The 25,114-nt window shown below is 67.6% G+C and carries 27 protein-coding genes; 26 read left to right on the top strand and 1 reads right to left on the bottom strand.

Annotation, left to right across the window (positions count from 1 at the left end):
* Window positions 1-8 precede the first annotated feature (8 nt).
* The 24 genes from FFS51_RS11940 (at window position 9) to FFS51_RS11830 (ending at window position 23,187) form a co-directional block, all read left to right on the top strand.
* Entirely contained in the window at window positions 9-419 is a 411-nt protein-coding gene (locus FFS51_RS11940) for a hypothetical protein (protein WP_137878470.1), read from the top strand.
* Window positions 416-1,147 carry a hypothetical protein gene (locus tag FFS51_RS11935; protein WP_137878469.1) on the top strand — a complete coding sequence of 244 codons (732 nt, stop codon included), beginning with the start codon at window positions 416-418 and terminating at the stop codon, window positions 1,145-1,147. The genes FFS51_RS11940 and FFS51_RS11935 overlap by 4 nt, the downstream gene beginning before the upstream one ends.
* 850 nt (window positions 1,148-1,997) lie before the next feature.
* Complete coding sequence (locus FFS51_RS11930; protein ID WP_137878468.1) at window positions 1,998-2,534, top strand: hypothetical protein; 537 nt, start codon at window positions 1,998-2,000, stop codon at window positions 2,532-2,534.
* A 37-nt stretch (window positions 2,535-2,571) separates the two neighbouring features.
* The gene (locus FFS51_RS11925) at window positions 2,572-3,213 is read left to right on the top strand and encodes a hypothetical protein (RefSeq protein ID WP_137878467.1); all 642 of its coding nucleotides are present in this window, start codon (window positions 2,572-2,574) and stop codon (window positions 3,211-3,213) included.
* Complete coding sequence (locus FFS51_RS11920; RefSeq protein ID WP_137878466.1) at window positions 3,210-4,109, top strand: hypothetical protein; 900 nt, start codon at window positions 3,210-3,212, stop codon at window positions 4,107-4,109. Before FFS51_RS11925 ends, FFS51_RS11920 begins: the two co-directional genes overlap by 4 nt.
* Window positions 4,106-5,086, top strand: coding sequence for a ParB/RepB/Spo0J family partition protein (locus FFS51_RS11915; RefSeq protein ID WP_137878465.1), 981 nt, complete (start codon window positions 4,106-4,108; stop codon window positions 5,084-5,086). The genes FFS51_RS11920 and FFS51_RS11915 overlap by 4 nt, the downstream gene beginning before the upstream one ends.
* A gap of 12 nt (window positions 5,087-5,098) precedes the next feature.
* A complete protein-coding gene (locus tag FFS51_RS11910; protein WP_137878464.1) occupies window positions 5,099-5,503 on the top strand; it encodes a hypothetical protein in 405 nt (134 codons plus the stop codon).
* A 12-nt stretch (window positions 5,504-5,515) separates the two neighbouring features.
* Window positions 5,516-6,643, top strand: coding sequence for a GspE/PulE family protein (locus FFS51_RS11905; RefSeq protein ID WP_137878463.1), 1,128 nt, complete (start codon window positions 5,516-5,518; stop codon window positions 6,641-6,643).
* On the top strand, window positions 6,636-7,799 hold the full coding sequence (locus tag FFS51_RS11900; protein ID WP_137878462.1) for a type IV pilus twitching motility protein PilT: 1,164 nt from the start codon (window positions 6,636-6,638) through the stop codon (window positions 7,797-7,799). The genes FFS51_RS11905 and FFS51_RS11900 overlap by 8 nt, the downstream gene beginning before the upstream one ends.
* Window positions 7,799-9,664 (top strand): type II secretion system F family protein, encoded by a 1,866-nt coding sequence (locus FFS51_RS11895; RefSeq protein WP_137878461.1) that lies wholly within the window; start codon window positions 7,799-7,801, stop codon window positions 9,662-9,664. The genes FFS51_RS11900 and FFS51_RS11895 overlap by 1 nt, the downstream gene beginning before the upstream one ends.
* Complete coding sequence (locus FFS51_RS11890) at window positions 9,661-10,227, top strand: hypothetical protein (RefSeq protein ID WP_137878460.1); 567 nt, start codon at window positions 9,661-9,663, stop codon at window positions 10,225-10,227. Before FFS51_RS11895 ends, FFS51_RS11890 begins: the two co-directional genes overlap by 4 nt.
* Window positions 10,228-10,343: 116 nt before the next feature.
* Window positions 10,344-10,772 (top strand): hypothetical protein, encoded by a 429-nt coding sequence (locus FFS51_RS11885; protein ID WP_137878459.1) that lies wholly within the window; start codon window positions 10,344-10,346, stop codon window positions 10,770-10,772.
* Window positions 10,773-10,880: 108 nt separating this feature from the next.
* Window positions 10,881-11,294, top strand: coding sequence for a hypothetical protein (locus FFS51_RS11880; protein WP_137878458.1), 414 nt, complete (start codon window positions 10,881-10,883; stop codon window positions 11,292-11,294).
* Window positions 11,295-11,387: 93 nt separating this feature from the next.
* Window positions 11,388-11,804, top strand: coding sequence for a hypothetical protein (locus FFS51_RS11875; protein ID WP_137878457.1), 417 nt, complete (start codon window positions 11,388-11,390; stop codon window positions 11,802-11,804).
* A 45-nt stretch (window positions 11,805-11,849) separates the two neighbouring features.
* Complete coding sequence (locus FFS51_RS11870; RefSeq protein WP_137878456.1) at window positions 11,850-13,634, top strand: RCC1 domain-containing protein; 1,785 nt, start codon at window positions 11,850-11,852, stop codon at window positions 13,632-13,634.
* The gene (locus FFS51_RS11865) at window positions 13,631-14,170 is read left to right on the top strand and encodes a hypothetical protein (protein WP_137878455.1); all 540 of its coding nucleotides are present in this window, start codon (window positions 13,631-13,633) and stop codon (window positions 14,168-14,170) included. The genes FFS51_RS11870 and FFS51_RS11865 overlap by 4 nt, the downstream gene beginning before the upstream one ends.
* Entirely contained in the window at window positions 14,167-16,125 is a 1,959-nt protein-coding gene (locus tag FFS51_RS11860) for a hypothetical protein (protein ID WP_137878454.1), read from the top strand. Before FFS51_RS11865 ends, FFS51_RS11860 begins: the two co-directional genes overlap by 4 nt.
* The gene (locus tag FFS51_RS11855; RefSeq protein ID WP_137878453.1) at window positions 16,122-16,481 is read left to right on the top strand and encodes a hypothetical protein; all 360 of its coding nucleotides are present in this window, start codon (window positions 16,122-16,124) and stop codon (window positions 16,479-16,481) included. The genes FFS51_RS11860 and FFS51_RS11855 overlap by 4 nt, the downstream gene beginning before the upstream one ends.
* A gap of 22 nt (window positions 16,482-16,503) precedes the next feature.
* Window positions 16,504-17,079, top strand: a complete 576-nt coding sequence (locus FFS51_RS11850) for a ribonuclease H family protein (protein ID WP_137878452.1) — start codon at window positions 16,504-16,506, stop codon at window positions 17,077-17,079.
* Window positions 17,080-17,155: 76 nt separating this feature from the next.
* Window positions 17,156-18,424 (top strand): DNA methyltransferase, encoded by a 1,269-nt coding sequence (locus FFS51_RS11845; RefSeq protein WP_171006177.1) that lies wholly within the window; start codon window positions 17,156-17,158, stop codon window positions 18,422-18,424.
* Between the two features lie 21 nt (window positions 18,425-18,445).
* Complete coding sequence (locus tag FFS51_RS11840) at window positions 18,446-19,774, top strand: WGR domain-containing protein (protein ID WP_137878450.1); 1,329 nt, start codon at window positions 18,446-18,448, stop codon at window positions 19,772-19,774.
* 256 nt (window positions 19,775-20,030) lie between these two features.
* Window positions 20,031-22,055, top strand: a complete 2,025-nt coding sequence (gene ligA, locus FFS51_RS11835) for an NAD-dependent DNA ligase LigA (RefSeq protein ID WP_137878449.1) — start codon at window positions 20,031-20,033, stop codon at window positions 22,053-22,055.
* Between the two features lie 60 nt (window positions 22,056-22,115).
* Window positions 22,116-22,418 (top strand): hypothetical protein, encoded by a 303-nt coding sequence (locus FFS51_RS14720; protein ID WP_171006176.1) that lies wholly within the window; start codon window positions 22,116-22,118, stop codon window positions 22,416-22,418.
* Window positions 22,408-23,187 (top strand): metallophosphoesterase, encoded by a 780-nt coding sequence (locus FFS51_RS11830; RefSeq protein ID WP_171006175.1) that lies wholly within the window; start codon window positions 22,408-22,410, stop codon window positions 23,185-23,187. The genes FFS51_RS14720 and FFS51_RS11830 overlap by 11 nt, the downstream gene beginning before the upstream one ends.
* On the opposite strand, the gene FFS51_RS11825 is transcribed toward FFS51_RS11830, so the two are convergent.
* Complete coding sequence (locus tag FFS51_RS11825) at window positions 23,184-24,011, bottom strand: sigma-70 family RNA polymerase sigma factor (RefSeq protein WP_137878447.1); 828 nt, start codon at window positions 24,009-24,011, stop codon at window positions 23,184-23,186. The genes FFS51_RS11830 and FFS51_RS11825 overlap by 4 nt on opposite strands.
* Before the next feature lie 147 nt (window positions 24,012-24,158).
* Between FFS51_RS11825 and FFS51_RS11820 the strand changes: the two genes are divergently transcribed.
* Window positions 24,159-24,581, top strand: coding sequence for a hypothetical protein (locus tag FFS51_RS11820; protein WP_137878446.1), 423 nt, complete (start codon window positions 24,159-24,161; stop codon window positions 24,579-24,581).
* 68 nt (window positions 24,582-24,649) lie between these two features.
* Window positions 24,650-25,114, top strand: a complete 465-nt coding sequence (locus FFS51_RS11815) for an ImmA/IrrE family metallo-endopeptidase (RefSeq protein WP_137878445.1) — start codon at window positions 24,650-24,652, stop codon at window positions 25,112-25,114.

Here is a 25,114-nt window from a genome sequence, read left to right as displayed (position 1 = left end):
TGGGGAGCATGACCCTCTCCCAGATCGACCGGCCCAGACTGTCGGCGGCGCCGCCCCGGCTGCGGAAACGAACGCTCGTCTGGGATGGCACTGCTGTCCCGATGGAGCGGTTCGGGTCAGACCACTGGGCGATGCTGATGACCTGGCCCGCTGACGTCGCCTTCCGCCGAATGTTCTGGCAGGAAGGGCCGACGATCGTCCGCGACGCGGAACTGTGGGGTCACACGGATCTGGACGTGCTCGGCGATCTCGCCGCAGCGGGGCTCCTCGAGCACGTCGACGAGGCGAGGATGTCGTTCTCCGCCCGCGGCCTTGAAGTGCGGGCCGCGCTCGTGCGGCACTGCCGTCAGCGGGGCGGCAACTACGCGAACTTCGACCCGCCGGCTGCCGGTGGCGATCAGGAAGGCAGTGCGCTGTGAGCGGCGCGCTCGGAGTGTCAGAAGACCACGTCTCCGTGATCCTCTACCTTCGCCCTGCCCTGGCCACGTTGGTGCAGGACCGCGCGGATCGATTGGGCGTGCCCTCGCACACCATGCTGTCCACAGTCCTGTCGCAGATGATCGATGCGTCACCGCGTGTGACGTCGCGCGGCGCGGCTCATGGTGGTGCCGCGCCGGCCATGCGGGATGTGTCTCGCTACCGGCGGAAGGTCATTCAGCTGTCTCGACCTCGCTACATCGCGGTCGCGGCGAAGGCGTCGAGTCTTGGGTTGACCGCTGGCCGGATCCTGGAGCTGATGGTTGAGCGGATGATCCTCGGGGCTCCGACAGGCCCGGTCGTTCGTGTGGAGGTGCCCGTCGTCGAGCCAGTGCGCGCCCCGCGGCGTGAGCCGGCCGCCCCGCGGCTGCAGACGACGGTTCCGCGCGGGTACCACCGGATGACGGTTGAGAAGGCTGGCGAGCTCGTGCGGCTCCGTCGGGTCGGGGCGCCGCACGCGCAGATCGCGACCGAGCTTGGCGTGAGTCTCGGATCGGTCGCGAACTGGTCTCGGAAGACGGCTGGTCAGATCGCGGGCACGGCGCTCGCGTGCCGCTGGTGCGGTGCGGACGCCAAGGGCTCCGCGTACCTGCAGCCCGATCACACCTACCCGGACTCGTCGTGCGGGTATCACGGTTTCCATTTCGCTCCCGTGGGCCACGTGGTCTGACGCTCCGACCCCCTCGTTCTGCCCGCCCTGTTCGCGTTGTCGTGTGGTGGATGTCGGTGTGGGGGTGGATGATGTTCGGGCACTGCTCTGGGCGGCTGTCTCCGCGAGTTTCCGATACGAGATCGGCGTGCGGGGAAGCGTCTGTCGGTGTTGTGCAGTGGTACGGGTGAGTGTGCGTTGATGTGGCGATACGGAATGGTTCCTCCGCTGCATGGCAGCGTGTTCCCGTCGCATCCTGACCCCTGACGGGCCCTGATTTCACTCGAGAATCGGGGTCGGTGGAGGGGTATTCGTCGTGTCCGGGCGTGTTTTCGGGGTCAGATCGGTGGTGTCGGGTGGATTCGGCCACCACAATTCGCTTTGCGTTCCCTATGACCGCGTCCTCGGGCGGGGATGCCGGCGGTGACCGTGTGAGGGGTGCCGGCGGCTCCCGAGGGCGTTTCGGGGTCTGAATCACCCGTTTTCGGGGGTTCTGGCCCGCCCGGCCCAGCGCCGGTCCAGAACCCGATGCCCTGTTCTGCCGCGGAAAATCAAGGGTCGGCCCACCCGGCCCTGACCCTGCTGGGCCGGGTCTTTCCCTACTCCCGACTGGGATCGAAGCCCCACCCCTAGAAGAAGAAGAAGAGATAAGTAGTTCTCCTCTATCTATCTCTCTCTCTATGTCCACCGTTCGGTGGCTCACATATGTCTTCCCTCTCCTATATGTCCTCCGGAAATGCCGGGCCGCCGGGCCGACCCCCAAAATCGACCCCCGATCCCAGTCGAGAGTAAGGAAAGACCCGGACCGGCACCCGCCGGACAGCACCGGGCCAACCGGGCCGGGACGCACGGCGCCGCAGGGGTTACCCACGTGACCCGACGACACCTGCAGCGCACCGCCACCCTTCTCGTGCTTGCCATCGCCCTCACCGGCTGCGCCGCCGAGCGCCCAGCGCACACCGCACCGTCGCCCACGTCGACCGCTGCAGCGGAGGACTCGCGGCAGCTCGAGGCGGGCCCGTTCCGATACGACTTCGCATCGACCGACTGGACCCGCACCGCGGCCGTCGCCGCACACAACCCCCACGGCCCCGCCATCCCCGCGGGCTACGGCTACGTCCTGCTGCCGGTGACGATCACGAACATCACCGACCATGACGCGACCACCGGCCAGTACGTCGTCACGCTGAGCGCCGGCCAATGGCACGTCGCAAGCTCCGACATCGACCGCTACAGCGTTCGGATGCCAGACGAGCTGCGCCCCGCTGCCCTGACCGCCGGCGCGGCGGTCAGCGGGAACCTGGGCTTCTGGATGCCGCTGTCCGCGGAAGCCGACAGCACCTGCCACCTCGCGATCAGCATCGCGACATCATCCGGTCTCACCGAAACCGACCTGCCCTGCAGGTGACGCACACTTTCAGGCGGTCGCCGCGCATGTGGTGAGTGTGACGACAGAAGCTTCCACGGCACCGGGCCGGTACCGGCGGTGCACCGCCTGCAAGCTCACCCGGCTCCTCGACCAGTTCGACCAGATCGCACAGCCGAGCGGAACGATCGATCGTCGACGCCTGTGCCGTCACTGCATCGCCGCGGTCGACGCGGCCGTGCGCGACCCCTTGACCACGAACGCGCAGATCATCCGCCGGTTTCACGTCAGCGGCGACATCGTCCGGGAACGCCGGGATCTTCTCGGTGCACCCGGCAGGACGTATCGGCGCCTGACCGACGTCGACCGCCTCACCGAGCTGACCCTCGCCGGGCAGCTCGACACGGCGGCGATCGCAGCGGAACTGGGGGTCGAAGTGCACACGGTCCGCCGCACGCAGATCACTCTTGGCCTCCGGGAAACGCAGACGCAGTTCGGTCCGGTGTCCGACGAGACCCTCGAGAAGGCCCGCCGACTGATCGTCGACGAGAAGGTCAGCTACCTGGAGGCTGGGCGAACCCTCGACGTTGACGTGAGCACGCTCCGCCGGCACTTCCCGGGCCACGGATGGCAGAACGCCGACCGGTCGCTGATGGCGCAGGTCCTGCACTCGAAGCCGCTGCGGGAACTGCACCAGGAGCTGAGGAAGACCGCCTCGTGACGACCCAGCACGCTAAATCCGGCGTGCACGCGGATGTTGCCGCAGGGGTCCTGGGGTGGGGAACGCAGGCGACCGCGGCGAACCCCGGGAAGGGCACGACGGTGGGGATTACCGAGGCCACATCACAGCTTGACGCTCGCGCGACCTTGCGCGAGATTCGCGCACGCCCAGACGGCTGGTCTACGCCGTCCGCGACCGCGCTGCTACGTGAAGCGCGGGAGCATCTTCGCCCGATCGCGGTATCCCTGAAGGTCGACCCGGACCTCGCCCTGTCGTACGCGTTCGAGGCGTGGGCTTCCATCTCCGAGCTCGTGCTCGCCAGCCCGGACCTGAACCTCTGGGCATGGACCAAGCAGGCGGTGCGACGTCAGCTCTGGCGGGAAGCGTCCGCTGAGCGGAAGCTCACCAGCGCTGCAGGCGTCCGACGCACCGGCGCCGACATCGCCGTCCAGGTCGATCGTGTCGACATCTCCGTCGACGCACTGGAGCGGGTGATGCCCACCGCCGGCATCGACGGTCTCCCGTACGAGACGGACGAGACCCCAGTCGCACCCGAAGCTGTGCACCCCGCACTCGGGGTTGCCGCCCAGTTCATGATCATCGCTGGCCTGTCGGTCGGGCAGCGGGAACGGTTCCTGTCTTCGCTCGCCGACCAGGTGGAGCGAAGCGGCGGTGACCCTCGCCGGGCCGCGGCCGCGCTCACCCGCAACCCCGACCCGGCGTTCCCCGGTTCCGATGAGCAGTGGCGTGCGCTGGTGTCGGTGATCCTCGGCACGTCGCGAGGTAAGCCGGGTGTGCTGGAGCTGACAGCGCAAGGGCACCCGGCGCCGGCGCGCGCTGAACACATCGCGGCCGCCATCGGCAGGCTGTTCAGCCCGTTGGGGAGGACTGCATGACCGTGGTGGAACCCGCCCCCGCAGTGCGCGTGTACCTTCGGGCGCACCGGGTCGTGCCGATCGACAGCATCACCATCCGCGATGACCGGCTTCGCGGTCCGGTCGAAGCCACGATCGGATCTCTGATCGACTCGATCAGAACGCTCGGTCTCATCACACCGATCCTCGTCAACGACGACTGCTCGCTCGTCGACGGAGGCCAACGGCTTGAGGCGCTCAGACGGCTGGGCGCGACAGAAGTCCCGGTGATGATCCGCAACCCCGAAACGGACCTCGAATGGCTTCAGATCGAAGCGGCATCGAACAACATCCGGACCCCGTTCTCTCCTGTGCAGGCTGCTGCCGCCCGCAAGCGGATGCGGGAGATGCGGGAAGGCCGCCGCACCCACACCGGCCGTCCGCTCGCCGAACGTCGGAAGAGCTGGTCGAGCGAGCTCGCTGTCGCTGAGACAGGCGTGTCCCGAACGACCATGGATCGGGTCGATCAGATCAGCCGCATCGCCGAGAGCGCCGACCAACCCGTGCTCGTGCGCCGCGCGGCCGCCGAAGGGTTGGATGCGATCGATCGCGGTGTCGCGAAAGTCGACACAGTGCTGCGCTCCGTCCGGGAGACGGCGGCCGCGTCCGCCGCCGTCAGCCGCTACCCGGAGCTGGCGGTCCTCCCGAACAGCGAAGCGATCCTCCACATGAGCTCGCATCTGGACACGCTCACGGAGGATGCCCGCGCGCTCCAGCTCGAGACGCTGAAACGCGCCTGGGATGGGGTGGAGTCCGTCGCCCACCATGTGGTCGTGGAGGACGAGCTGTCCCGCTGGGAGAGCTTCGCTGCGTCCTGCGACTCGACGATCCTCACCTCCTTCACCGACCTGCGCGAGCGTGATGCCCTGCCTGCGGATGCGCGCGCACGCCTCACTTCCGCTCTCGCGATCGTCGAACGGCACGCCGCTCGTGTCCGCGATCTTCTGACCGACCACTGACCCCGGAGAACCATGCTCACCACGAACGTCGCCATCACCCTCTTCCGCGCTGTCGCCGGCGCATTCGACCCGTCGACGGTGAACGGCCGGAACGACGAGGTCGCTGACCTCCTCTCGAAGCTCTCCGGGCTTCCCATGTCGGAGATCACCGAACAGCTCGCCGCGACCGTCGCCGCGGTCGAAGCCGGCAACGACCACCCCGTCGACCTGGTCCTGGGCAGCACGGACAGCGAACCGACCGTCGCCCGCGGCTACTGCAGCGCCTGCGGCCTGCCGTTCTTCGAGCATGCGGGCTCGTCGACCCTGACCCCGCTCATCCAGGACCTGGAAGCGGTCAGCGAACTGAGCGTGCATGTCACCTCCCTCTCTCCCACCCCATCGACGCTGATCGGGCCTGCCACTCTCCCGAAGCTGTAGCGGTGATCGCGCATGATTGAGATGCCGGAGCTGACCAACTCATCGTCGGGCAGATCGAGCGAGTGGCTGAACGAGCTGCTGAACCGTGCGATCGCGGATCGGGTCAGTGACCTCCAGATCCGCCTCGACCGTGAGGAGCGCACGCTTGTCGTGCGCGGACGTGTGAACCGTGTCATGGCGGTCGTTGGTCGCGCGAACGGTGACCGGGCGACGGAGATCACCGTCCGGGTGAAGTCGAACTCGGGGATCCCGTCCGGGCCTGCTCAGGTCATCGGTGATGGCCTGTACCCGCACCAGACCGTTGACGGCCAGCGGCTCGATATCCGTGTCGCTGTGCTTCCCACCTTCGCGGGGGAGACGATCCAGCTGCGCCTTCCGTCGGTCGGCGATCTCCCATCTCTGGAGAAGGTCGGCTTCAGCGCGCACAACCGCGAACGGGTGTCGAAGCTGGTGGGAATGGCTAACGGGCTCGTCCTCGTCGCCGGGCCCATGGGCGCGGGAAAGACCACCACTCTGTACGCCCTTCTCGCCGAGCTCGGCTCCGCGGACCGGACGGTGTACACCGTCGAGGACCCTGTCGAGCGTGAGCTCGAGGGGATCGACCAGATCCAGATCAACAGCTCCGCCGGCAACGGCTGGCGGGAGGTGCTTCGAGGGCTGCGCCGCTCGGACGCCGAAGTGATGATGATCGGCGAGGTCCGTGACGAGGATCAGGCTTCCGCGGCGCTGGAGATCGGTAACGCGGGCGCGAAGGTGATCTCGTCCATTCACGCGAACGACTCGGTCGGCGCGGTGAGCATGCTCATGGAACTGGCGAAGGTTCCGCCGCGCACCCTCGGCAACCAGCTTCGAGGTGTGATCAGCCAGCGACTCCTTCGGGTGCGCTGCGTCGCGTGTGTGGGTGCGGGGTGTGAGGTCTGCAGCGGCACCGGTTACGCCGGCGGTGTGAGAACCGTCCACGAGGTGCTCGTGCTCGACGACGACTTCGTGAACGTGCTGATCGCCGGCGGCGCGGCGTCAGCGCTGCGGAACGTCGCACGCGTCGCGGGCATGACGAGCCTGCGTGAGAACGCGCTGGACCTGGTTGCCGCAGGGGTTACCGACGAACGCGAGGTACGGAAGGTGCTCGGCCATGAGTGACACTCTCACCGCTCCCGACACGGAGCTCACCGAACCGGGGCTCGCGGCGCCCGGTGGCGACCTCGAGCTCGCCGATCTGATCGAGTGGGTCCAGGAGAACAAGCCTGAGGCGTCCGACGTCCAGTTCGTCGGTGGCGGCCAGATGTGGGTGCACGCGAACGGCCGTGAGCATCGCACGAGGGTGGAGATCGGCAACGATGACATCCTCGCTTGGGCGGATGAGTTCGCGGACTCGCGCGGCGGCGCCGACCACCTGGAGACCGATAAGAGCGGGACTCTGGAGAAGGCTGTGGATGTCGCCGGGGTTCGTCTGCGCATGACTTGGCGTCGTCAGCTCGGAGGATTCGCACTGAATGTGCGGATCCTCCCGTCGAACCCGCCGGGTCTCTCGTCGCCGCGGTTCGCGAACAACCCCGTGCCGCAGGATCTTGTCGACATCATCCGCAACAACACTGACGGGCTGGTGCTGTTCGAAGGTCCGACGGGTTCCGGCAAGTCCACCCTCCAGGCCGCGCTCGTGCGGGAGGTGAACGAGACCCAGTACAAGCACATCTACACGATCGAGGACCCGGTCGAGTTCGTGCACGAGTCGCAGCGGTCGCTGATCACGCAGCGTGAAGTGCACACGGACGTCGATTCGTTCCTGCAGGGACTGATCACCGCGAAGCGCTCGAAGCCCGGGATCATCCTCCTCGGTGAGCTCCGTGACCCGGTGACGATGCGTACGGCTCTCGAATCGGCCGGGTCAGGTCACCTTGTGATGGCGACCAGCCACGCATCGGCGGCACCGGAGGCGGTCTCCTCGTTCATCGGGTCGTTCCCCTCCGACGAGCAGAATGAGGTGTCCCAGCGGCTCTCCGAGTCGCTGCGGGCGGTCATCGTCCAGAAGTTGATCCCCTCGGCCGACGGCAAGGTCGTCCCTGTCCGGGAAATGATCACCGTCGACAGTGTCGCTGCGAACTTCATCCGCGAACCACAGTCGGGCGCGAAGCTGCGGGGGATGCTGCAGTCCACGGCGCTTCGGGAAGGCACGTTCTCCCGTGACGCCGATCTGCTCCAGCTGTTCCAGCGGGGACTGATCACCGAGTCGACGGCGCTCGAGCACGCGATCTCCGCCAACGACATGAAGGCCCGTCTCGAGAGAGGACGACGCTGATGAGCGACACCATCACACCGGAGCAGGAGGAGCCGCGCGCTCTGACGCGGCGCGAGGCGCGCGCTCAGTTCGAGTACTACTCCGCTCTCGCCGCCGAGCATGCAGTCGCCGCCCAGCACGCTGCGGACGCGGCTGCACGGAGCGCGCAGGAGGTCGCTCACGGTCAGTGGAACTTCGACGACGATGACGCTCGTGCCGAGCAGGTGCGTGGGCGTGCGGCCGCGCAGCCACTCGTGCGCACGCCGCGGGAGAAGCGTCCGAAGCCGTCGCGCACGGAGCGGCCACCGCGCCCGGAACGGGTCCGTGAGCCCCGGGCGAAGAAGGAGGATCGGCGCCGTTGGCGTGAGGTCGACGACCAGCATGTGGGGGTGGCCCCGCAGGATGGTCGTTCGGTCTGGGGCTTCATCGACGAGGAGGCGGAGCCGACCGCGATCGTCGACGGGCATCTGGAGATCGGTGACGCTCCCGCGGACCCGATCCCGACGGATCGTCAGGCGAACCCGGCGAAGCAGTCGTTCTGGGAGCGTCGTGCATCCAAGAGTGCGGACGCGCCGAAGTCCAAGAAGGACGGCGGGTCGCCGAAGCTGAGCTCCCGTGAGCGCAAGCTCGCGAAGGAGAACGCTGCGCGCGCGGCGCAGGAGAAGAAGGAGATCGACGCCGCGAAGAAGCGCGCGGAGCGGGAGTCCGCGGCGCGCGCGAAAGCTCTCGCCGATGAGGCGAAGGCGGCCGCCCGGTCGGAGAAGACGGGGAAGCCTGCGAAGCGGAAGCCCACGAAGCTCAAGGGCAAGAAGGTTCGGAAGGCGACCGGCGGAACGAAGCCGAAGCTGATCGATGTGACGAACGCGGTGCGCGCTCTCGCGACCGTGCTGGAGTCCAGCGACGGTGAGCTCGAACCGATCGACGCGATGGCGGATGAGTTCGCGGGAACGCAGATCGGCGCGGCGTTCGCGCGCATCTACATCCGCATGCGTGAGGACAACGCGACGCTCGTGGAGGCGTTCGGTCCGGAGAAGGTCTTCCCGCCGATCGTCCACAACATGCTGCGGGTCGGTGCGAAGACCGTCTCCCCGGGAAGCGCGCTGCGCGAAGCCGTCACTCTGATGGATCAGAACGATGACTCGAAGCGGAAGCTCCGCAAGGAGCTCGGGGAACCGATCACGGTCGGCTTGATCTCGGTCCTGTCGCTGTTCGGTACGGCCTGGCTCGTCATGCCGCAGTTCGTCACCATGTACAAGGCGATCGGGAAGCCTGTCGGGCCCATCTCCCAGGCCGTGCTCATCCTCTCCGACGTGCTCGTGTGGGTGATGGGTATCGCGGCGGTGATCGCGGTGCTCTGGGGCATCTACTGGTTCGTGTACGCCCGGAACTCCTACGCTTTCCGGCTGAAGGTCGACCGGTGGAAGCTGCACATGCCACTGATGGGCAACGCGAACATCACGGCCGTCACCCACCAGGTGCTGAACATCCTGAAGGCGTATCTGACCGTGGGGGCAACGGAACGTGAGGCGCTCCTCGACACGGCTTCCGCGGTCGACAACCGTGCCGTCCGTGAGCATCTGCGGGTGACGGCGGACGCGCTAGTGACGGGGGAGAAGACGTTCGCGGAGCTGTTCGACAGCGAACTGTTCCCACCGCTCGCGCGACGTCTCATGGCTGCCGGCCAGCGGGCGGGTAAGACGGTGGACACGATCGTCTCCTTGGAGGCGACGTACCGGCGTGAAGCGGCGGTCGCGGGCGAGCAGGGCGTCGCGGCGGTCGTGGGAACGGTCACAGCTGTCTCGACCCTGATCTACGTGGTGGTCGTCTCCATGGTGACTGTCCCGCCGCTCGAGGTGTTCGGTGCGACGCTGAGCATGGGGTCGTGACCGCCTCGCTCATCGCGTTCGCGGCGACGATCAGCGCGGTGCTCGTCGTCTCCCGGAGGTGGGAGCGGGGAGTGTCGGACCGGTTGCTTGCGTGGACGGCAGTCGCGGCCGCGCTGGTGGCCGCGACCGTCACGGCGGTAGCTCACCTCGGCCCCGGCACGGCGTTCTTCCTCGGGATCGCAGCTGGCGCAGCCGTGTGGGATGCGGCGTTCGGTGTCATACCGAACGTCCTGTCCGTGGCGGCCGCAGGCGCCGCGGTGCTGGTGTGGCTGCAGGCTGGCGCCACGCTCTGGCCTCTCGTGGTCGCGGTGTTGTGCGGGGCGTTGCTCCTCGTCGCATGGTGGATGGGCGCGCTCGGCGGAGGTGACGTGAAGTTCGTTCCCGCGCTGGTGCTCGCCGGCGGCGCCGTCGTGCCGGCTGCGACCGTCCCTGTCGGGTTCATCGTGCTCGGGGTGCTCGCGTTGGTCTCGATCCCTTGGGCGCTGGCCGCTCCCGATCGCACTGCACCGTGGGCGACGGCGGGGTTCATCAGCGTCAGCGGGGTTCTCGCTGTCGCACTCTGACGCACCCCAAAGGGGTGCGTTGTGTCGGCCTGCCACTTACTGAGTGAGGCCAGACAGACGGACTTCCTCACCAAAGGGGTGAGGGACGGACTGGCTCACCAACAAGGAGGCCAGTCATGGCAAACCCGTTCCTCGTCCTCGGCGGTGTGGTGCTCGGCATCGTGACCGCCGGCTTCGGCATCGCGCAGGTCCCCGGCTGGATCGCCAGCGCGCAGGACGGCGCCGCCCAGAACGACATCGACCAGGTGAAGATGTCGGAGGCGAGCTCGATCACCCAGTCGGGCAACGCGCTCGCGTCGATCTCGGCGCTGAACACGGCCGGCACCGGCGTCACCATCCAGCAGTCGGGTGGTGTCAAGGTCGGCATCAGCGTCGGCACCGGCGCCGGCGCCTCGAACTACGTCGTGGTGACGCAGTCGGCCAGCGGCAAGTACTTCGCCTCGATCAACGGCGGTGCCATCGGCTCCGGCGCGTCGATCACCGCGGCGGTCACCGCGGCCGGAACGCTGCCCACGGGCCTCACCGCCCCGGCCAGCGTCTCCTAAGGCGCCTGAGCGCGGGCGGAAGGTTCCCCACTCCCGCCCGCGCTCACCCACACCTGGAGCGGCCGTTCCTCAGGGGGCGGCCGCTTCCGCGTTCTCGGAGGGAGAACCATGGCCAACCCATTCCTCGTCCTAGGTGGAGTCGTCCTCGGTGTGGTGACCGCAGGTTTCGGGATCGCGCAAGTTCCCGGCTGGGTCGCCAGCGCGCAGGACGCCGCCGCGCAGAACGACATCGACCAGGTGACGATGGCGGAGTCCTCCGCGATCACCTACCGCGGCCGCTACGGCACGTCGATCGCCGACCTCAACTCGCTCGCATCGGGTGTGCAGATCCAGCAGTCGGCTGGTGTGAAGGTCGGTGTCTCAGCGAACTCCACCGACTGGGTGGTGGTGTCGCTGTCCGCGTCTGGCACCTACTTCGCGCGCGTGAACGGTGGGCCCATCGCATCGGGCCCGAACCTCTCCACCGCGCTCGCCCGCGCGGGCGGGCTGCCGACGGGGCTGTCGGCGCCGGTCCCGTCGTAGGAGGAACGCACCCCAGCGGGGTGCGTCGGGTTGGGGTGCCACTGGCCTAGTGAGAGTCATCCCCCCGTTCCTCTATCTAGGAGAAGAGACACCATGGCAAACCCCTTCCTCGTCCTCGGCGGCGTGGTCCTCGGAATCGTCACCGCAGGCTTCGGCATCGCGCAGGTTCCCGGGTGGATCGGAGCAGCTCAGGACGGTGCCGCCCAGAACGACATCGACCAGGTCAAGATGGCGCAGGCCAGCTCGATCACCCAGACCGGCCGCCCCCTCGCCTCCATCTCGGCGCTGAACACGGCCGCCACCGGCGTCACCATCCAGCAGTCCACCGGCGTGAAGGTCGGCATCTCGATCAACAACTCCGACTACGTCGTCGTGACGCAGTCGGCGAGCGGGAAGTACTTCGCGTCTATCAACGGCGGCAAGATCGGCTCCGGCACGACCATCGCACTCGCGGTCACCGCCGCCGGCACCCTACCGACAGGGCTGACCGCGCCGGCCACCGTCAGCTGACACGCACCACCCGATGCGGGTGGCCTCCACCTGAGAAGGAGTGAGATGAAGCGGAAGTTCCGCCGCGACGAAAGGGGCGCAGCCCCGTTCCTCACGATCGCGTCCGTCGTGATCTTCGCGGTGCTCAGCACTGGCATCACGTACGCGATCAGCGCGGCCTTCCAGACGCTCGGCGTCTCGCAGGTCAACGCGGCTCTCACCTCCGCCATCTCCGAACAGGCCACCCGCACCGCCGCCACCGGCTACGACGCGCTCGGCGCGCTGCCGGCAAGCTCCACCATCTCCGTCAGCGTCGCCGGGAAGACGGTATCCGCGACCCAGACGATCGCAGCTGTCACCGGCTCCAGCGCCAAGAAAGTCACCATCAGCGCGGGCCGGTTCACCGGCACCACGTTCTACGCGACCTCGACATGCTCGACAACGCCAAGCAACTGTGTCAGCGCATCGGATGTCGCAGCGCTCCCCATCACCGACATCGCCCCCACGATCACGCAGGCAACTGCGGGGACGGCGGTCACCGGCACCTCGAGCCCGGTGTTCACGGGCATGTCCGTCAGCTACCAGGCGCCGATCGCCCTGCAGCGCAACGGCCAGATGTGGACGTGGGGTACGAAGGCGCCGACGTACACGCCGGTCCAGGTGGGTTCGGCGCAGACCTTCACGCAGGTCGCCGCCGGCTTCACCCACTGGGCTGCGCTCGACAGCAGTGGCGCACTGTGGACGTGGGGCACGAGCACCCTCGGAGCGCTCGGTCAGGGCGCCACCACAACGAACGCGACCCCGAAGAAGATCGCCGCTGGGCCGTTCAAGGCCGTCTACGCGGGCTCCGACGTCACGTACGCCCTCGACCTCGCAGGGAACGTCTGGGCGGCCGGCAACAACAGCACGAACCAGCTGGGCGAGGGAGTCACCGCCGCCTCGACGAGCACACTCCAGCTCACCGAGCCGAGGCCGTTCACCACGCTCGCGGTCGGCACGTCGCATGTGGTTGCGCTCGCCTCCGACGGCACCGTGTGGACCTGGGGCCAACTGCCTGGCACCACCACGAAGCAGGTGACGCCTGTCCAGGCGCTGACGGGAACGTTCACGCAGATCGCTGCGGGCCTGAACACCACCATGGTGATGAACGCCTCGGGCCAGGTCTACGGATGGGGGAACAACCCCAGCCGCATGCTCGGCATCAACCAGGACCCCGTGGCGACACCGACCCTCGTACCGATCGCGTTCAAGGCCGCCCAGATCGAGCTCGGCTCGACGGCCGGGGCGATCATCGACACGGCAGGCAACGTCTACTTCGCCGGCTACAACCTCAACGGTGCGCTCGGGGTGGGCGCAATCGGTGGCACCGTGCCGGCGTTCACGAAGCTCACCTCCCTGAGCGCGACCTACACGCAGGTGTCCCTCGGCTCCCAGTCGACGCTCCTGATGACGGTCGGCGGCGGTCTCTACGGCCTCGGGGTCAACGAGAGCAGCACGTGGACCACCGGGACTCAGGACACCCCGCACCAGCTGTTCGCGAACTCCATCCCGACCACCATCACCCCGTGGACGGGAACGGCGAACCTTCCCACGGGGACCTCGAACATTCAGATCGGGATCCAGAGCTCCGGCAGCGTGGTCGGGGTCGGTGTGATGTGCGCGACCACCAACACGATCATCTCGCAGGGGACCGCGCCCTCGTCACTCACAAGCGGCGGCTACCGGTACGTGAACATCACCGTCCCCACGAACAGCTGCGCGTCCCCTCGAGCGGCCGTGTTCACCGATGACGCGAACCCATCAAACGTCACCGTGTCGTTCTACGTGATCCCGACGGCGGTGCAGCCATGATCCGTCTGCACGGGCTGCGCCGCGACGAGCGCGGCGGCGCGATGGTCGTCATGGCGTTCGTCGTCCTCGCGATCGCCATCATCTCCGGCATCACCGCGTCGATCTTCTCCGCGCAGTCCGTGGAGCTGCGGAACCAGGCTCAGCGGGCCGCCGAAGTCTCCATCCGCTCGACGGTCAACGTTGCCGTCACTCAGGTGAACCAGAACGGTGTCGCCTCCCTCCAGTCACTGATCACCGCGGCCGGCTCGGCGGGCTACAGCCCGTTCCCGTACGCAGCGAACAACGCGGTCTCCGGGACGACAGCGATCACCGGCCTGAGCTGCTCCGGAAGCAACATCACCCTGACGTTGAAGTTCACCTCGACCGGCCGCATCTCCTTCACGCAGACCGCAACCTCCGTGCTCCAGTTGGCGGGGGCGACCGGCCTCGCATGGACGAACGGAACGGCCGCGCAGTACGACTTCGACACCGAGACGGGCGTACCCGTCCTCGCAATCTGGATCCCGACGTCGATGACCATGGGAGGCATCAATTGAAGCGGCTCAGGAAAGACATCCGCGGCAACGCGTACCTGACGGCCGCGGCCGTCATCATCACCCCCATCATCATCGGCGTGATCGGCTTCGCCGCGTTGGGGATGCTTCGCACGGGCGGCAACGTCATCGACGTGTTCTTCCGCAACGCCCAGCTGTCCTCCATGAGCGAGTCGTTCAAGCAGGACGTGCACAACGCGACCGCGATCACCGCCGTCGACCAGACGCAGTTGACGACCTACGATCAGCCTTCAGCGCGCGACGCCTACTATCTCGCGCCGACCGGTGGGGCACCCACCGTGTGTGTGAAGAACGTGTGGAGCCTGACGAAGGCGCCGGATGGCAGTTTCACCCTGCAGGTCGCGACGTCGACGTTCTCGACCGGGTCGTGCACGTCGACGATCGTCTCCACCCAGACCACACAGCTCACGGGCTTCCCGTCCGCCTCGTTCGCCTACCAGAACGCCGCGGGGCGCACGATCACCTTCACGAGCGGTGTCGCCGCCGCACCTGACTACACGATCCAGCCCGCCGGTGTGAGCACTCAGGACTGGGGGTACAGCGGCATCGGGTTCGTGACCTTGACGGGCACGCTGAACCAGCCGATCGGCACCAGCCCCGTCCGCGTGTTCGGTCAGACGAGCATGCGGGCAACCCAGACCACGCCGTACACGATCCCGCCGACGCCGACGGTCCCGGTCGTGACCGCATCCCTCAACGGGTCCAGTGGTGTCGGCACAGTCGCCGCGGTCACCTGCCAGGCAGGCTCCACCGCGCAGTACCATCTCCGAGCCTCATCCACGCAGACAGCGACCGCCGGCACCTGGTCGGCGTTCTCCGCGTGGGGCACAGGGACCACCCTGACGGCTGCGCTCGGTGAGGGTGCACTGTACTCGTTCTCGGCGGAAGCGCGGTGCGTCAACTCGAGCACATCGTCTGCGGCTGTCGCCTCGAACGTCGCGACGGTCACGTCCCCTGTGACGACTCCCGCGACACCTACGGTCACCGTGAACGGTTCGGCGCCGGACGCCGCCGTGTGGTCATGGACGGGTGCGAGCTGCGCGAGCGGCGCGACTCTCTCCTACTCCGTCGCGCAATACCGGGACGGGCCCGCGACCTGGGGTGCGTGGAGCGCAACCACCACTGCCGCGACCCTAACCCGCAACACGGCCCAGCAGGGGTACGACTATCAGGTGAAGGTGCGCGCGATCTGCGCCACGTCTCAGGCGTCCAGCCCGTGGAGTGCGGACTCGGCCGCGGTGTCCTTCATCCGAGCTATCGACCCGCCGCAGGCTCCGACCGTCACCCAGTCTCTGTCGACGGGGTCCTCCTACAACACGGTGACCTTCACCGACGTGGCCACCGGCACGTGCGGCCCGGGAACGTCGATGAAGTTCACGGACCAGTACATGGACAACGCGTGGACGTTCTCGTGGTTCAACAAGGCAACCGACGCCAACGCCTCGGCGTTCACGTTCTACAGCTACGACGGTGTGAAGATCACCTACCAGACCTCCGCGGCGTGCATCAATCTGGCGACCACGCGTCGCAGCGCCAGCGTTGCCACGAACTCTGTCCGCGACGAGCCGGTGCAGGACCCGAAGTGGGTCGGGTGGACGATGGTTCGCGACTCGACGTACGCGAACATCGCCTACTTCACACCGGCCGTGACCTGCCGCAGCTTCACCGGCCGGTACGGCAACCTCGTCGAGGCGAGCTGGGACTTCGCGTGGGCGAGCGGGCAGCCCCGCGCCGGCCTGACTGGATGGTACGTCTCACCCCCAGCGTGGCGAATCTCGAACACCTACAACGTCTCCGGCGGCATCAACCAGAGCAAGAACATCTGGAGCGGCCAGCGGTTTGAAGCGAACGCGCAGCTGTGGTGCTACAACTCCACCACCTCAGCCAAGAGCGCCAACTCTGTCACCAACGACTCGGGAATCTGGACGGCACCATGAGACTTCGCACCTTCGTCATCATCGGCATCGCAACCGTCGCTGTGGTCGCCGGCGCGACGGTCGGCGTCACCGCGTCGGGCATCCTGGCGACACCGGCGCCAGCACCCGCAGGCACGCCCGTGCCGACGGCGACATCCCAGCCGCTCTACACCCCGCCTCCGACAGTCCAGCAGGCTGCAGCGTCCGGTGACTACGCGGCAGCGATCGCGGGGCTGAAAGCGGACCTGATCGGTGCAGCGCCCTCGAGCGACAAGGCTGTGAACATCACGTCCCTGATCCGCGTGTACGAGTGGGAGCAAGCCCAGGCCGCTGCGGACGCGCAGCATCCGACCAGCCTCGCGAGCACGGGCCCCTGACGCCACCGCGCATGTGGGAAGGGTGCTGAGCTCCCCCTACATCATCGCCACAGACGGGTCGGCGAAACGCAACCCCGGGCCGACCGGGTGGGCATGGGTGGGGGAGGACGGTCGCTGGGCTGCCGGCTCGGTGTTGGAAGGCACGAACAACGTCGGCGAGCTGCTCGCCGTCCTCTACGCCATCCGTGACCATGCGACTGTCGCGGAGCTCACGATCGTCGCGGACTCCAGATACGCGATCGACTCCTACTGCACCTGGATTGACGCGCACGAACGGCGCGGGTGGACGACGTCCACTGGGGCGCCGACGAAGAACCAGCCGATCCTCCAAGAGCTCCTCGCCGTGAAACGCGAGCGCGCTCTCGCCGGGCTCCCGGATATCGCGTTCGTTCACGTGCGCGGTCACCTCGGACATCGCCTGAACGGCTGGGCGGATGAGAGGGCCGGGCGAGCGAGCGGTCACGCCCTCGCCGGCTTGGAACGAACCTGGTCTACCGACCGTGGGCAGGACCTCGTCGACGTCAGCGTCGACGCACCACAGGCCGCTCGGGAGAAGGCGCGCGCCGCACGCCGGCGGGGTGCGGCGCTGCGAAAGTGACCGTTCAAGAGCGCGACCGCCGCGACCGTGACAACGCGCGGTGCAGCATTCGGGGCTCGCCGCACACATGGTGTGCATGGACCATGTTCCCCTCCTCGAGCACAGCCCTGCCCGGCTCGCCGCACCCGCCACGCACACGCTCATCTGCGGGGAGAACCTCGAGGTGCTCCCACGGATCGCGGGTGAACTGCCACCTGTCGACGTCATCTACCTCGACCCGCCGTACAACACCGGCAAGCGCGAATGGATGTACGACGACGACCGTGACGACTGGGGCGAGTTCATGCGTGAGCGGCTCATCTTCCTCCGCGGGATGCTCGCCGACGACGGTGTCGTAGCGGCGTCGATCGGAGCCCAGCAGGTGCACGAGCTCGCAAGCCTCATCCAGCGGACGTTCACGCGACACCGCGTGCACATGGTCACCGTTGAAGTGTCCGGCGGCAAGAGCGCGGGTGGGGTCAGGCAGGTCGCCGAATACCTCCTGCTCGCCCTTCCAGCGGGTTTCCGCCCCGCACCGCTGCCGTGGGCGCTGGCGCAGTCGGAACCGCGGCAGCCCTGGGAGGGGTTGGCGCTCTCGACCGCCCCGAAGGGCCGCTGGCCGAACCAGGTCTACCCCGTCTACGTCGACCGGAAGACCCGAGCTGTGGTCGGGGTAGGGGATTCGCTGCAGGATCTCCTCGACCGGGGAGAGCTCGAGGACGCCACGGCCTACCGTTTCAGCGAAACGACGGCGCCGGCTGGTTCCGCCGCTGTGTGGCCGATCACCCGTCACGGCCGGGAATGCTCGTGGCGGCTCTCGCGCGACGCGATCCTCGCCGCGATCGAACGTGGGCACATCAAAGCCGACCCGACGCGGATGCCTGGCAACCCGAATCAGTTCAGCGTGAAGTACCTCCCCGCCGGCGCAACGAAACGGGTGGAGTCGGGCGAGATCGACGTCCTCGGGCGGGACGATGCCGGCGCGCTCATCCTCCGCTCCCACCGCCCCACCTCCGCCGACATCCCCACCATCTGGGCGCGGAAGGAACATCACACCGCACGCGGCACCGCCCGGTTGCGGGAGCTGATCGGCGAGAACACGTTCCCCTACCCGAAGTCGGTCGCCCTGATCCGCGACATCCTGCTGGCGGTGAGTGGCAACAAGCCGGAAGCGGTCGTACTCGACCCGTTCGCGGGCGCGGCGACCACCTTCGACGCTGTCTGCGAGCTCAACGCCGCGGACAACGGCAGCCGTCGCGCAGTGCTGGTCACCAACGATGACGGTGGGATCTTCGAGCGGGTCGCCGTGCCGCGGGTGCGCGCGGTGGCGGCCGAGTTCGGCGTCCCGGTCAGCATCCGCGGCTGACGCGCCGCGCATGTGGGGAGCATGAGCCCTGCACAGACCCCGACCGCGCCGGTCGTCGACGAGACGTATCTCGTGAACGTCACGAGCGACGTGAACTCCAACAAGTTCTACCGCGCGACGTTATACGCAGACGGCACCGTTCGGAAGAACTGGGGCCGCGTTGGAGCCGACGGGCAGGTGTCCGTCAGCAGTGGAGGGCGGAGCGCGTACGACAGCATCGTCACGCAAAAGCTCGGACGCGGCTATTCCCGGGTCGACGTTGTCGCGCCCGAGAAGGGTGCCGCGTCCGCGTCATCCGCGCGTCTGAAGGCGGCGGCCTCCGTCCTCGCTGACGGCTCCTCGGACCCGATTCTCACCGGTCTGATCGAGCGTCTGGTGAGCGCGAACAAGCACCAGATCCTGGAAGCGTCGGGCGGCATGATCAGCGTCGACCTTGCCGGCAAGGTGACCACCCCTCTCGGCGCCGTGTCCGCCGCGTCGCTGACGCGTGCCCGTGCGCTCCTCGGCGAACTGGTTGAGGCGCCCACGGACCGTGACCGCGCCACTCTCACCGAGTCGTTCCTGCGCCATGTGCCGCAGCAGGTGCCCGTTCGAGCCGGTCGCGGGTGGGCTTCCAACTGGATCACCCAGCTGACGTCGGCGGAGAAGCAGTACGCGCTCCTTGATGCCCTGGATGCCACCGTCCGCTACGCCGATGCTGCTGCAGCTGCACAGGCGGGAGGTTCGGAGGGCACGGTACCCGATGTGTTCCGGTACCGGGTTCGAGTGGTTGACCCGGCATCGGCGGAGTTCACGATGGTCACCGCCCGCTATGAGGACACGAAACAGTCATTCCATCTGTCGGCCTCCCGCCGCATCGCCCGCGTGTTCGCCCTCGAGGACCGACGTCACGGTGACGAGATCGCAGCGACCGCCGCCCGCGTCGGTAACGTGCACCGCTACTGGCATGGGACGGGGGCGGCCAATGTCCTCTCGATCCTCGCGCGGGGACTGTACGTTCCCCCGGTGAAGGGCTCGGGCATTCACATCGCAGGGCGCATGTTCGGTGACGGCGTCTACCTGTCGCGCTCGTCGACGAAGTCTCTGAACTACTCGACGGGCTTCTGGGGCGGTTCACGTGCCGGCTCGACGTTCATGTTCCTGACCGAGACGGCGATGGGTAACGAGTACCGTCCGGGCGCCCAGTACAGCCCCCGGATCCCCGCGCTCGCCCGCTCGTCCAAGGACGCACGCGGCCAGAGCTACGACTCGATCAACGTGAAGCCGGGCACTGGTGGTGTGCGCAACCATGAGGCGATCGTGTGGGACCCGATGCAGGTGAAACTCGCGTTCCTGGTGGAGTTCGACTGACCGGATCGTGCTGGTGACTCGTCGCGGTCGGAACCAGACTGCAACACATAGGGTGGAGCGATCATGACCTACCAGGTCCCTCGCGCGGTCTGTGCGGAACCGGACTGCGATGCCTCGTTCCCTGATCACTACTGGGGTCACATCAAGGCTGGCGGTGCGGGCTGGTTCCTGGGCAGGCAGGCGAAGTACTGCCCAGATCACATACCGGAATGGGTGGAGGGCTGGCGGAGGTCGCAAGACCGCGCATGTGAGTAGCATGACGAACCTGTTCCACTACGAAGCCGCAATCACCCGCGCGCAGTCCGCGGCCGCCGCGTATTACGCGGGCACCGACCTGCTGATGACCGACAGCGAGTACGACGAGCTCCTCGGCGAGATTTCGCAGCACGAGGCTGATCACCCCGAGCAGGTTCGCGACCACGGCCTGTTCACGCAGGTCGCAGCGGGCGTCTCGGCCGGTGGCGATGTTGCACACCCGAGCCCGATGCTCAGTCTGGAGAAGGTCACCGACGAGGACGGCATCCGCAAGTTCCTCGAGCGTCTGGCGGATGCCGGATGGGCCACTCGAGTGAGCGTCCAGCCGAAGCTGGACGGGATGGCGATCCGCGCTGTGTATGACGATGCGCACCTCATTCAGGTCGTCACCCGCGGTGACGGGCGTACCGGGGAGGACGTCACCGAGCGCATCCTGCGCGACAACGTCACGATCACGGGCCTTCCCCGGCAGCTTGGCACTTCCGCTCCGGTCGCGTTCGAGGTGCGTGGCGAACTGCTGATGAGCCGTGACGACTTCGAGGTCAGCAACCGGAACCGGATCGCCGCAGGTAAGCCGGGGTTCGCGAACCCGCGGAACGCGACCGCCGGGTCCGTCCGCGCGGAGACCCTCGAGTACGACGTGCAGCTGACGTTCGTCACCTACGACCACACGATCGGCACTCAGCATGCGATGGAGGAGACCGGCGGCCTTGCCGGGTTCATCTTCGCGGACGATCTTCCTGGCTCAGGCACGTTCATCACGGACAGCACCCTTCCCGGAGACGGCGAGTCCGGTGTGCTCTCGCGCGTTGAGGACTTCGGTGCCCAGCGCGCCGACTACCTCTACCCGACGGACGGAATCGTGATCAAGGCCGCGTCCGCCGCGGTGCGGGAACGGCTCGGTGAGGGGTCTCGCGCACCGAAGTGGGCAGTCGCCTTCAAGTACGAGGCGCAGACGGGGGAGACCACCATCCGCGACATCATCGTGGAGGTCGGACGCACCGGCAACCTCTCCTTCACCGCCGTCTTCGACCCGGTGCTCGTCGACGGTTCCACGATCAGTCGAGCGTCGCTGCACAACACGTCGCTCATCGCCGAGAAGGACATCCGCATCGGCTCGAAGGCCGTGGTCTACAAGGCTAACGACATCATCCCCCAGGTGCTGTCGGTGACCAACGACGAGAGCACCGTCCCGTGGGTCGCGCCGACCGAGGACGCAGACGGGTTCCCGTACGTCGAGCGTGGGAAGTTCCTCACCTCCACCAACCCCGCCGACTCGGTCGGTGCGCTCATCCGCTACGCGGCGTCCCGGGACGTGCTGGACATCGACGGGCTCGGGGGCGAGATCGCGGACGCGCTCGCTTCGGAGAACATCGTCGACAACGTGAGCGACCTATTCACTCTCGACGTGGATGTGCTCGCCGACCTCGACATGGGGTTCACCAGCACGGGCAGTGTCCGCCGCCTCGGGACGGTCACGGCGCGCAAGCTTGTCGACCAGATCGACGTTGCGCGCTCCCAGCCGCTGAACCGCGTCATCACTGCGCTCGGCATCCGCCTGACTGGTCGCACGTTCGGTCGTCGCCTCGCCGCGCACTTCCGGTCGCTGGGCGCACTGCTCGCGGCCTCCGAGGCTGACCTGCTCGCCGTCGACGGCATTGGGCCGGAGCGCGCCAGGGTCATTCTCGACGGTATCCGCCGCAACCAGCACGTGATCCGCGCGCTCATCGACATGGGCGTCACCAGCGAGATCGAGGACGACGAGCACGCGGGCTCCGCGACCCTCACCGGGCTCTCCGTCGTCGTCACGGGCTCCACCAAGGGCACCGCGCTGGAGGCGTACGGCCGGAACGAGATGAACGAGCTCATCGAGCGCCACGGCGGGAAGTCGTCGGGCTCCGTGTCGAAGAACACTGGCCTCCTCGTCGCTGGCGATGGTGCCGGGTCGAAGCTCGCGAAGGCCACCGAACTCGGCGTCGAGGTCATCTCGCCCGACGAGTTCGCAGCGCGCCTCGGGCTGCTCTGATGGCGGGCTCGTCCCGGCGCCGGGTCACGAGCGTCGTCGCTTCGACAGTGGAGACTCACGGTGGGTGTCGGTAAGGGTTCCACGCGACCGGAGCATTGGCCGCCGGTCGGCTCGATCGTTCAGATCACCGAGCGTGTGCGCATCGGGGGAGAGACCGCGGCGGAAGTCGGTGACTGGGTGGTCATCCACCTCACGAACGGCCGCCTGATCGACGGTTCGGATGCGAGCGTGCACCGCATCCATCTGAGCCTTCTGTACGCGGGCGCGTCGCTCGCGCCGCGGTTCGATGTGTTCCGGCTCGGGCGGAATGACTACTCGAACGCCTGGCATCAGGCCCTGCCTTGGATGGAACATGCGCGCTGACCGACTGACGCTCGCTGGGCCGACCGTGGCGGTCGCGGGAGATTGGCATGGGAACGCGGCCTGGGCGACGCAGGCGATCGCGCGGATCGCGATCGCGGACCCTCAGGTGCGGGACATCCTCCACGCGGGTGACTTCTGGCCTTCCCCGTCTTTCCTCGCCAGCGTTGACGCCGCGTGCGCGGACGCCGGGATCGAACGGGTGATCGTCACATTGGGGAACCACGAGCCGTGGGCTGAGCTCACGCCGCTGATCACGGATGGACAGCCGGCGCTTCTCTCCGAGCGGGTCTGGGTGCTCCCACGACCGTACGTGTTCACTGTCGCCGGCCTTCCTGCCCTGTCGCTCGGTGGGGCGTCATCCGTCGACCGTCAGTGGCGTGTTGAGGGTGACAGCTGGTGGCCCGATGAGGAGATCACGGACGACATGGTGTCCCGCGCCGTTCACGCCGGTGACGTGGCGATCATGATCACCCACGAGTCTCCGGAGTCGACTCCCGTCGCGGCGGTTGCCGCGGTCCTCGCATCGAACCCGCACGGTTTCCCGCGCGCAGCGCTTCTCGCGTCAGCCGCGTCACGAGCTCGCGTGTCCGAGGTGTGGGATGCGCTGCGCCCTGACGTGCTCTTCCACGGGCACATGCACGCGCCGGGGATCGGGAAGACGAGTGACGGAAGGACGGTCGTGTCGCTCGGGTGCGACCGGCAGCCGATGAACGTCGTCCTGCTCGAGGTGAGCGCCGCCGGCGTCCATGTTCGGCGGATCGCCGACTAGGCGAGCCGTCTGAGGGGCACCGCTTCGCGCGCTTCGGTTGCCACCGTTGAGCAGACGCCGCACACGGCGATGTGGGTCTCGGTCTTCGCCTGGTCGCGGGGTGAGCAGTTGCCGCGAATGAACACGCCGAGGCGGGACACTGCCCAGCGGCAGTCCGACGCGGCGGGGAGGGTGGTGAGGTGGGCTTGAATCCACGCTTGGCGGAGGCCTTCTCGAGCTCGGAAGGCCAGTTGCGCTACTCCGGCGGCGGTCATCCCCATTCGTGATGCGATGACGGCAGGGCGGATGCCTTCGACTTCCGTGAGCCACAGGACGTCCTGCCAGCGTTGGGGGAGCGAGGCGAAGGCGGTGAGCGCGAGCTCGCTCTCATCGGAGGTTCCCTTCTCGGCCGGGCGTGGGTCGACCTTGAGGTCGAGCTGGTCGTCCGCGTCCTCGCGTCGAGCTCGCGCCCATGCGGCCGCCGTGTTGCGGATCGTCGCGATGAGGTAGGCGCGGAAGGCGGATGTTGGGCCGTGCCCGCGGAGGAGTGCGGTGTAGATGGATGCGAAGGACTCTTGGGTGAGGTCCTCAGCGTCGAGGTCTGCGCTGATCCGCCGGGCGGCCGCGACGCCGGCGCTGTAGTGCCGGCGCCAGAGTTCTCCGAACGCGTCCGGGTCGTTCTGCCGTGTTGCGGCGAGGAGGTCGACGTCGGCGATGCCGCGGACACCTTCGGCGGTGTCGTCGCCTGCTGTTCGGCTGACGCCGATCTCGGTGATGGTCGCGAGCGCTGTGTTCGGTTGCGGCTCGTGATCGAGGTGACGGTCCACGTCGGTGTGTGCTGGCATCGGTTCCCTTTCCCCCGGGATGCGCGTTGGACATGTCTAACGGCTTGCGTTGGACATGTCTACCACGCTACGTTGGACATGTCTAAAACGGCGTCCGCAACCGCCGGGACAGGCGGGAGGGGGCACCCGTCGCGATCAGGAGTTCACATGGACCCACAGGACAAGGCCGACGCGGCCGACGCGCTCGCGAAGCGGCTCCGGCTGCTCATCGACGCCGAGATCGCCGCGACCGGAACTGAACCGACCTACAAGGACATCGCCGCGTTCGTCGAAAGTCGAGGGCTCAGCCTTGGGCGCGCACGATGGTCGTACATGATCAACGGCCACCGCCACGTCGAGGAACCAGAGATCCTTGCCGCCCTCGCCGACTTCTTCAAGGTCGACCCTGAGTTCCTCACCGCCGCGGAGACCGGCTCGCTCCCACCACAGGTGCAAGCGCAGCTCGACCTGGTACGCGCGATGCGGAAAGCCAAGGTAAAGTCGTACGCCGCGAGGACCCTCGGGGACATCTCACCAGAGGCGTTGGCAGCGATCAGCAGATTCCTGGACGAGGACGCCGGTCGACGTTGACGACGGGGAGAGTCGTGTGGGTGTGCACGCGCGACACCCGCTGGCAACTAGTAGGAATGATTCTCGGGATGACCGACCCGCACGACGTCGCCGCGGCGATCGCTGATCTCGGTCTCGGCGACCGGTTCACGTTCGATGAGCTGATCGGCGCCGTCCAGACAACCCGAGAGCGACCCCTGCGCATCGTCGAGCTCAGCGAGCTCGGACAGACCGACGGCGTCTGCGCGCTCTGGCTGGTGACCGAGTCGGAGGACATCGTCCTCCACGCGCGCAGCGAATCCCAGCTGCACCGCCAGCAGTTCATCCTCCACGAGCTCGCGCACATGGTCCTCCACCACGATCAGCTCGAGGAAGCGACCGCCGCGACCTCGCTGCTCCCCGACATCCCGCCGGAAACGGTGACCAAGATGCTCGCGCGGCACGAGATCGACAGCGACATCGAGGTCGCTGCAGAACACCTCGCGGACATCCTCGCCGCCGGCATCCGGCAGTCGAGCATGCGGAAGTCCCGCTTCCTGGAAGTCTTCGGTTGA

The sequence above is a fragment of the Microbacterium sp. 4NA327F11 genome, from assembly GCF_005503465.1.
GTDB lineage: Bacteria > Actinomycetota > Actinomycetes > Actinomycetales > Microbacteriaceae > Microbacterium > Microbacterium ginsengisoli.
Note: the sequence above shows the minus strand (reverse complement) of the source record. Positions and strands in the feature narration are given on the sequence as shown.

Coding starts and splice junctions, on each gene's coding strand:
- FFS51_RS11940 (WP_137878470.1), top strand. CDS start 9: ATGACCCTCTCCCAGATCGACCGGCCCAGACTGTCGGCGGCGCCGCCC.
- FFS51_RS11915 (WP_137878465.1), top strand. CDS start 4,106: ATGACCGTGGTGGAACCCGCCCCCGCAGTGCGCGTGTACCTTCGGGCG.
- FFS51_RS11910 (WP_137878464.1), top strand. CDS start 5,099: ATGCTCACCACGAACGTCGCCATCACCCTCTTCCGCGCTGTCGCCGGC.
- FFS51_RS11905 (WP_137878463.1), top strand. CDS start 5,516: ATGATTGAGATGCCGGAGCTGACCAACTCATCGTCGGGCAGATCGAGC.
- FFS51_RS11900 (WP_137878462.1), top strand. CDS start 6,636: ATGAGTGACACTCTCACCGCTCCCGACACGGAGCTCACCGAACCGGGG.
- FFS51_RS11895 (WP_137878461.1), top strand. CDS start 7,799: ATGAGCGACACCATCACACCGGAGCAGGAGGAGCCGCGCGCTCTGACG.
- FFS51_RS11885 (WP_137878459.1), top strand. CDS start 10,344: ATGGCAAACCCGTTCCTCGTCCTCGGCGGTGTGGTGCTCGGCATCGTG.
- FFS51_RS11880 (WP_137878458.1), top strand. CDS start 10,881: ATGGCCAACCCATTCCTCGTCCTAGGTGGAGTCGTCCTCGGTGTGGTG.
- FFS51_RS11875 (WP_137878457.1), top strand. CDS start 11,388: ATGGCAAACCCCTTCCTCGTCCTCGGCGGCGTGGTCCTCGGAATCGTC.
- FFS51_RS11870 (WP_137878456.1), top strand. CDS start 11,850: ATGAAGCGGAAGTTCCGCCGCGACGAAAGGGGCGCAGCCCCGTTCCTC.
- FFS51_RS11865 (WP_137878455.1), top strand. CDS start 13,631: ATGATCCGTCTGCACGGGCTGCGCCGCGACGAGCGCGGCGGCGCGATG.
- FFS51_RS11855 (WP_137878453.1), top strand. CDS start 16,122: ATGAGACTTCGCACCTTCGTCATCATCGGCATCGCAACCGTCGCTGTG.
- FFS51_RS11845 (WP_171006177.1), top strand. CDS start 17,156: ATGGACCATGTTCCCCTCCTCGAGCACAGCCCTGCCCGGCTCGCCGCA.
- FFS51_RS11840 (WP_137878450.1), top strand. CDS start 18,446: ATGAGCCCTGCACAGACCCCGACCGCGCCGGTCGTCGACGAGACGTAT.
- ligA (WP_137878449.1), top strand. CDS start 20,031: ATGACGAACCTGTTCCACTACGAAGCCGCAATCACCCGCGCGCAGTCC.
- FFS51_RS11830 (WP_171006175.1), top strand. CDS start 22,408: ATGCGCGCTGACCGACTGACGCTCGCTGGGCCGACCGTGGCGGTCGCG.
- FFS51_RS11825 (WP_137878447.1), bottom strand. CDS start 24,011: ATGCCAGCACACACCGACGTGGACCGTCACCTCGATCACGAGCCGCAA.
- FFS51_RS11820 (WP_137878446.1), top strand. CDS start 24,159: ATGGACCCACAGGACAAGGCCGACGCGGCCGACGCGCTCGCGAAGCGG.
- FFS51_RS11815 (WP_137878445.1), top strand. CDS start 24,650: ATGACCGACCCGCACGACGTCGCCGCGGCGATCGCTGATCTCGGTCTC.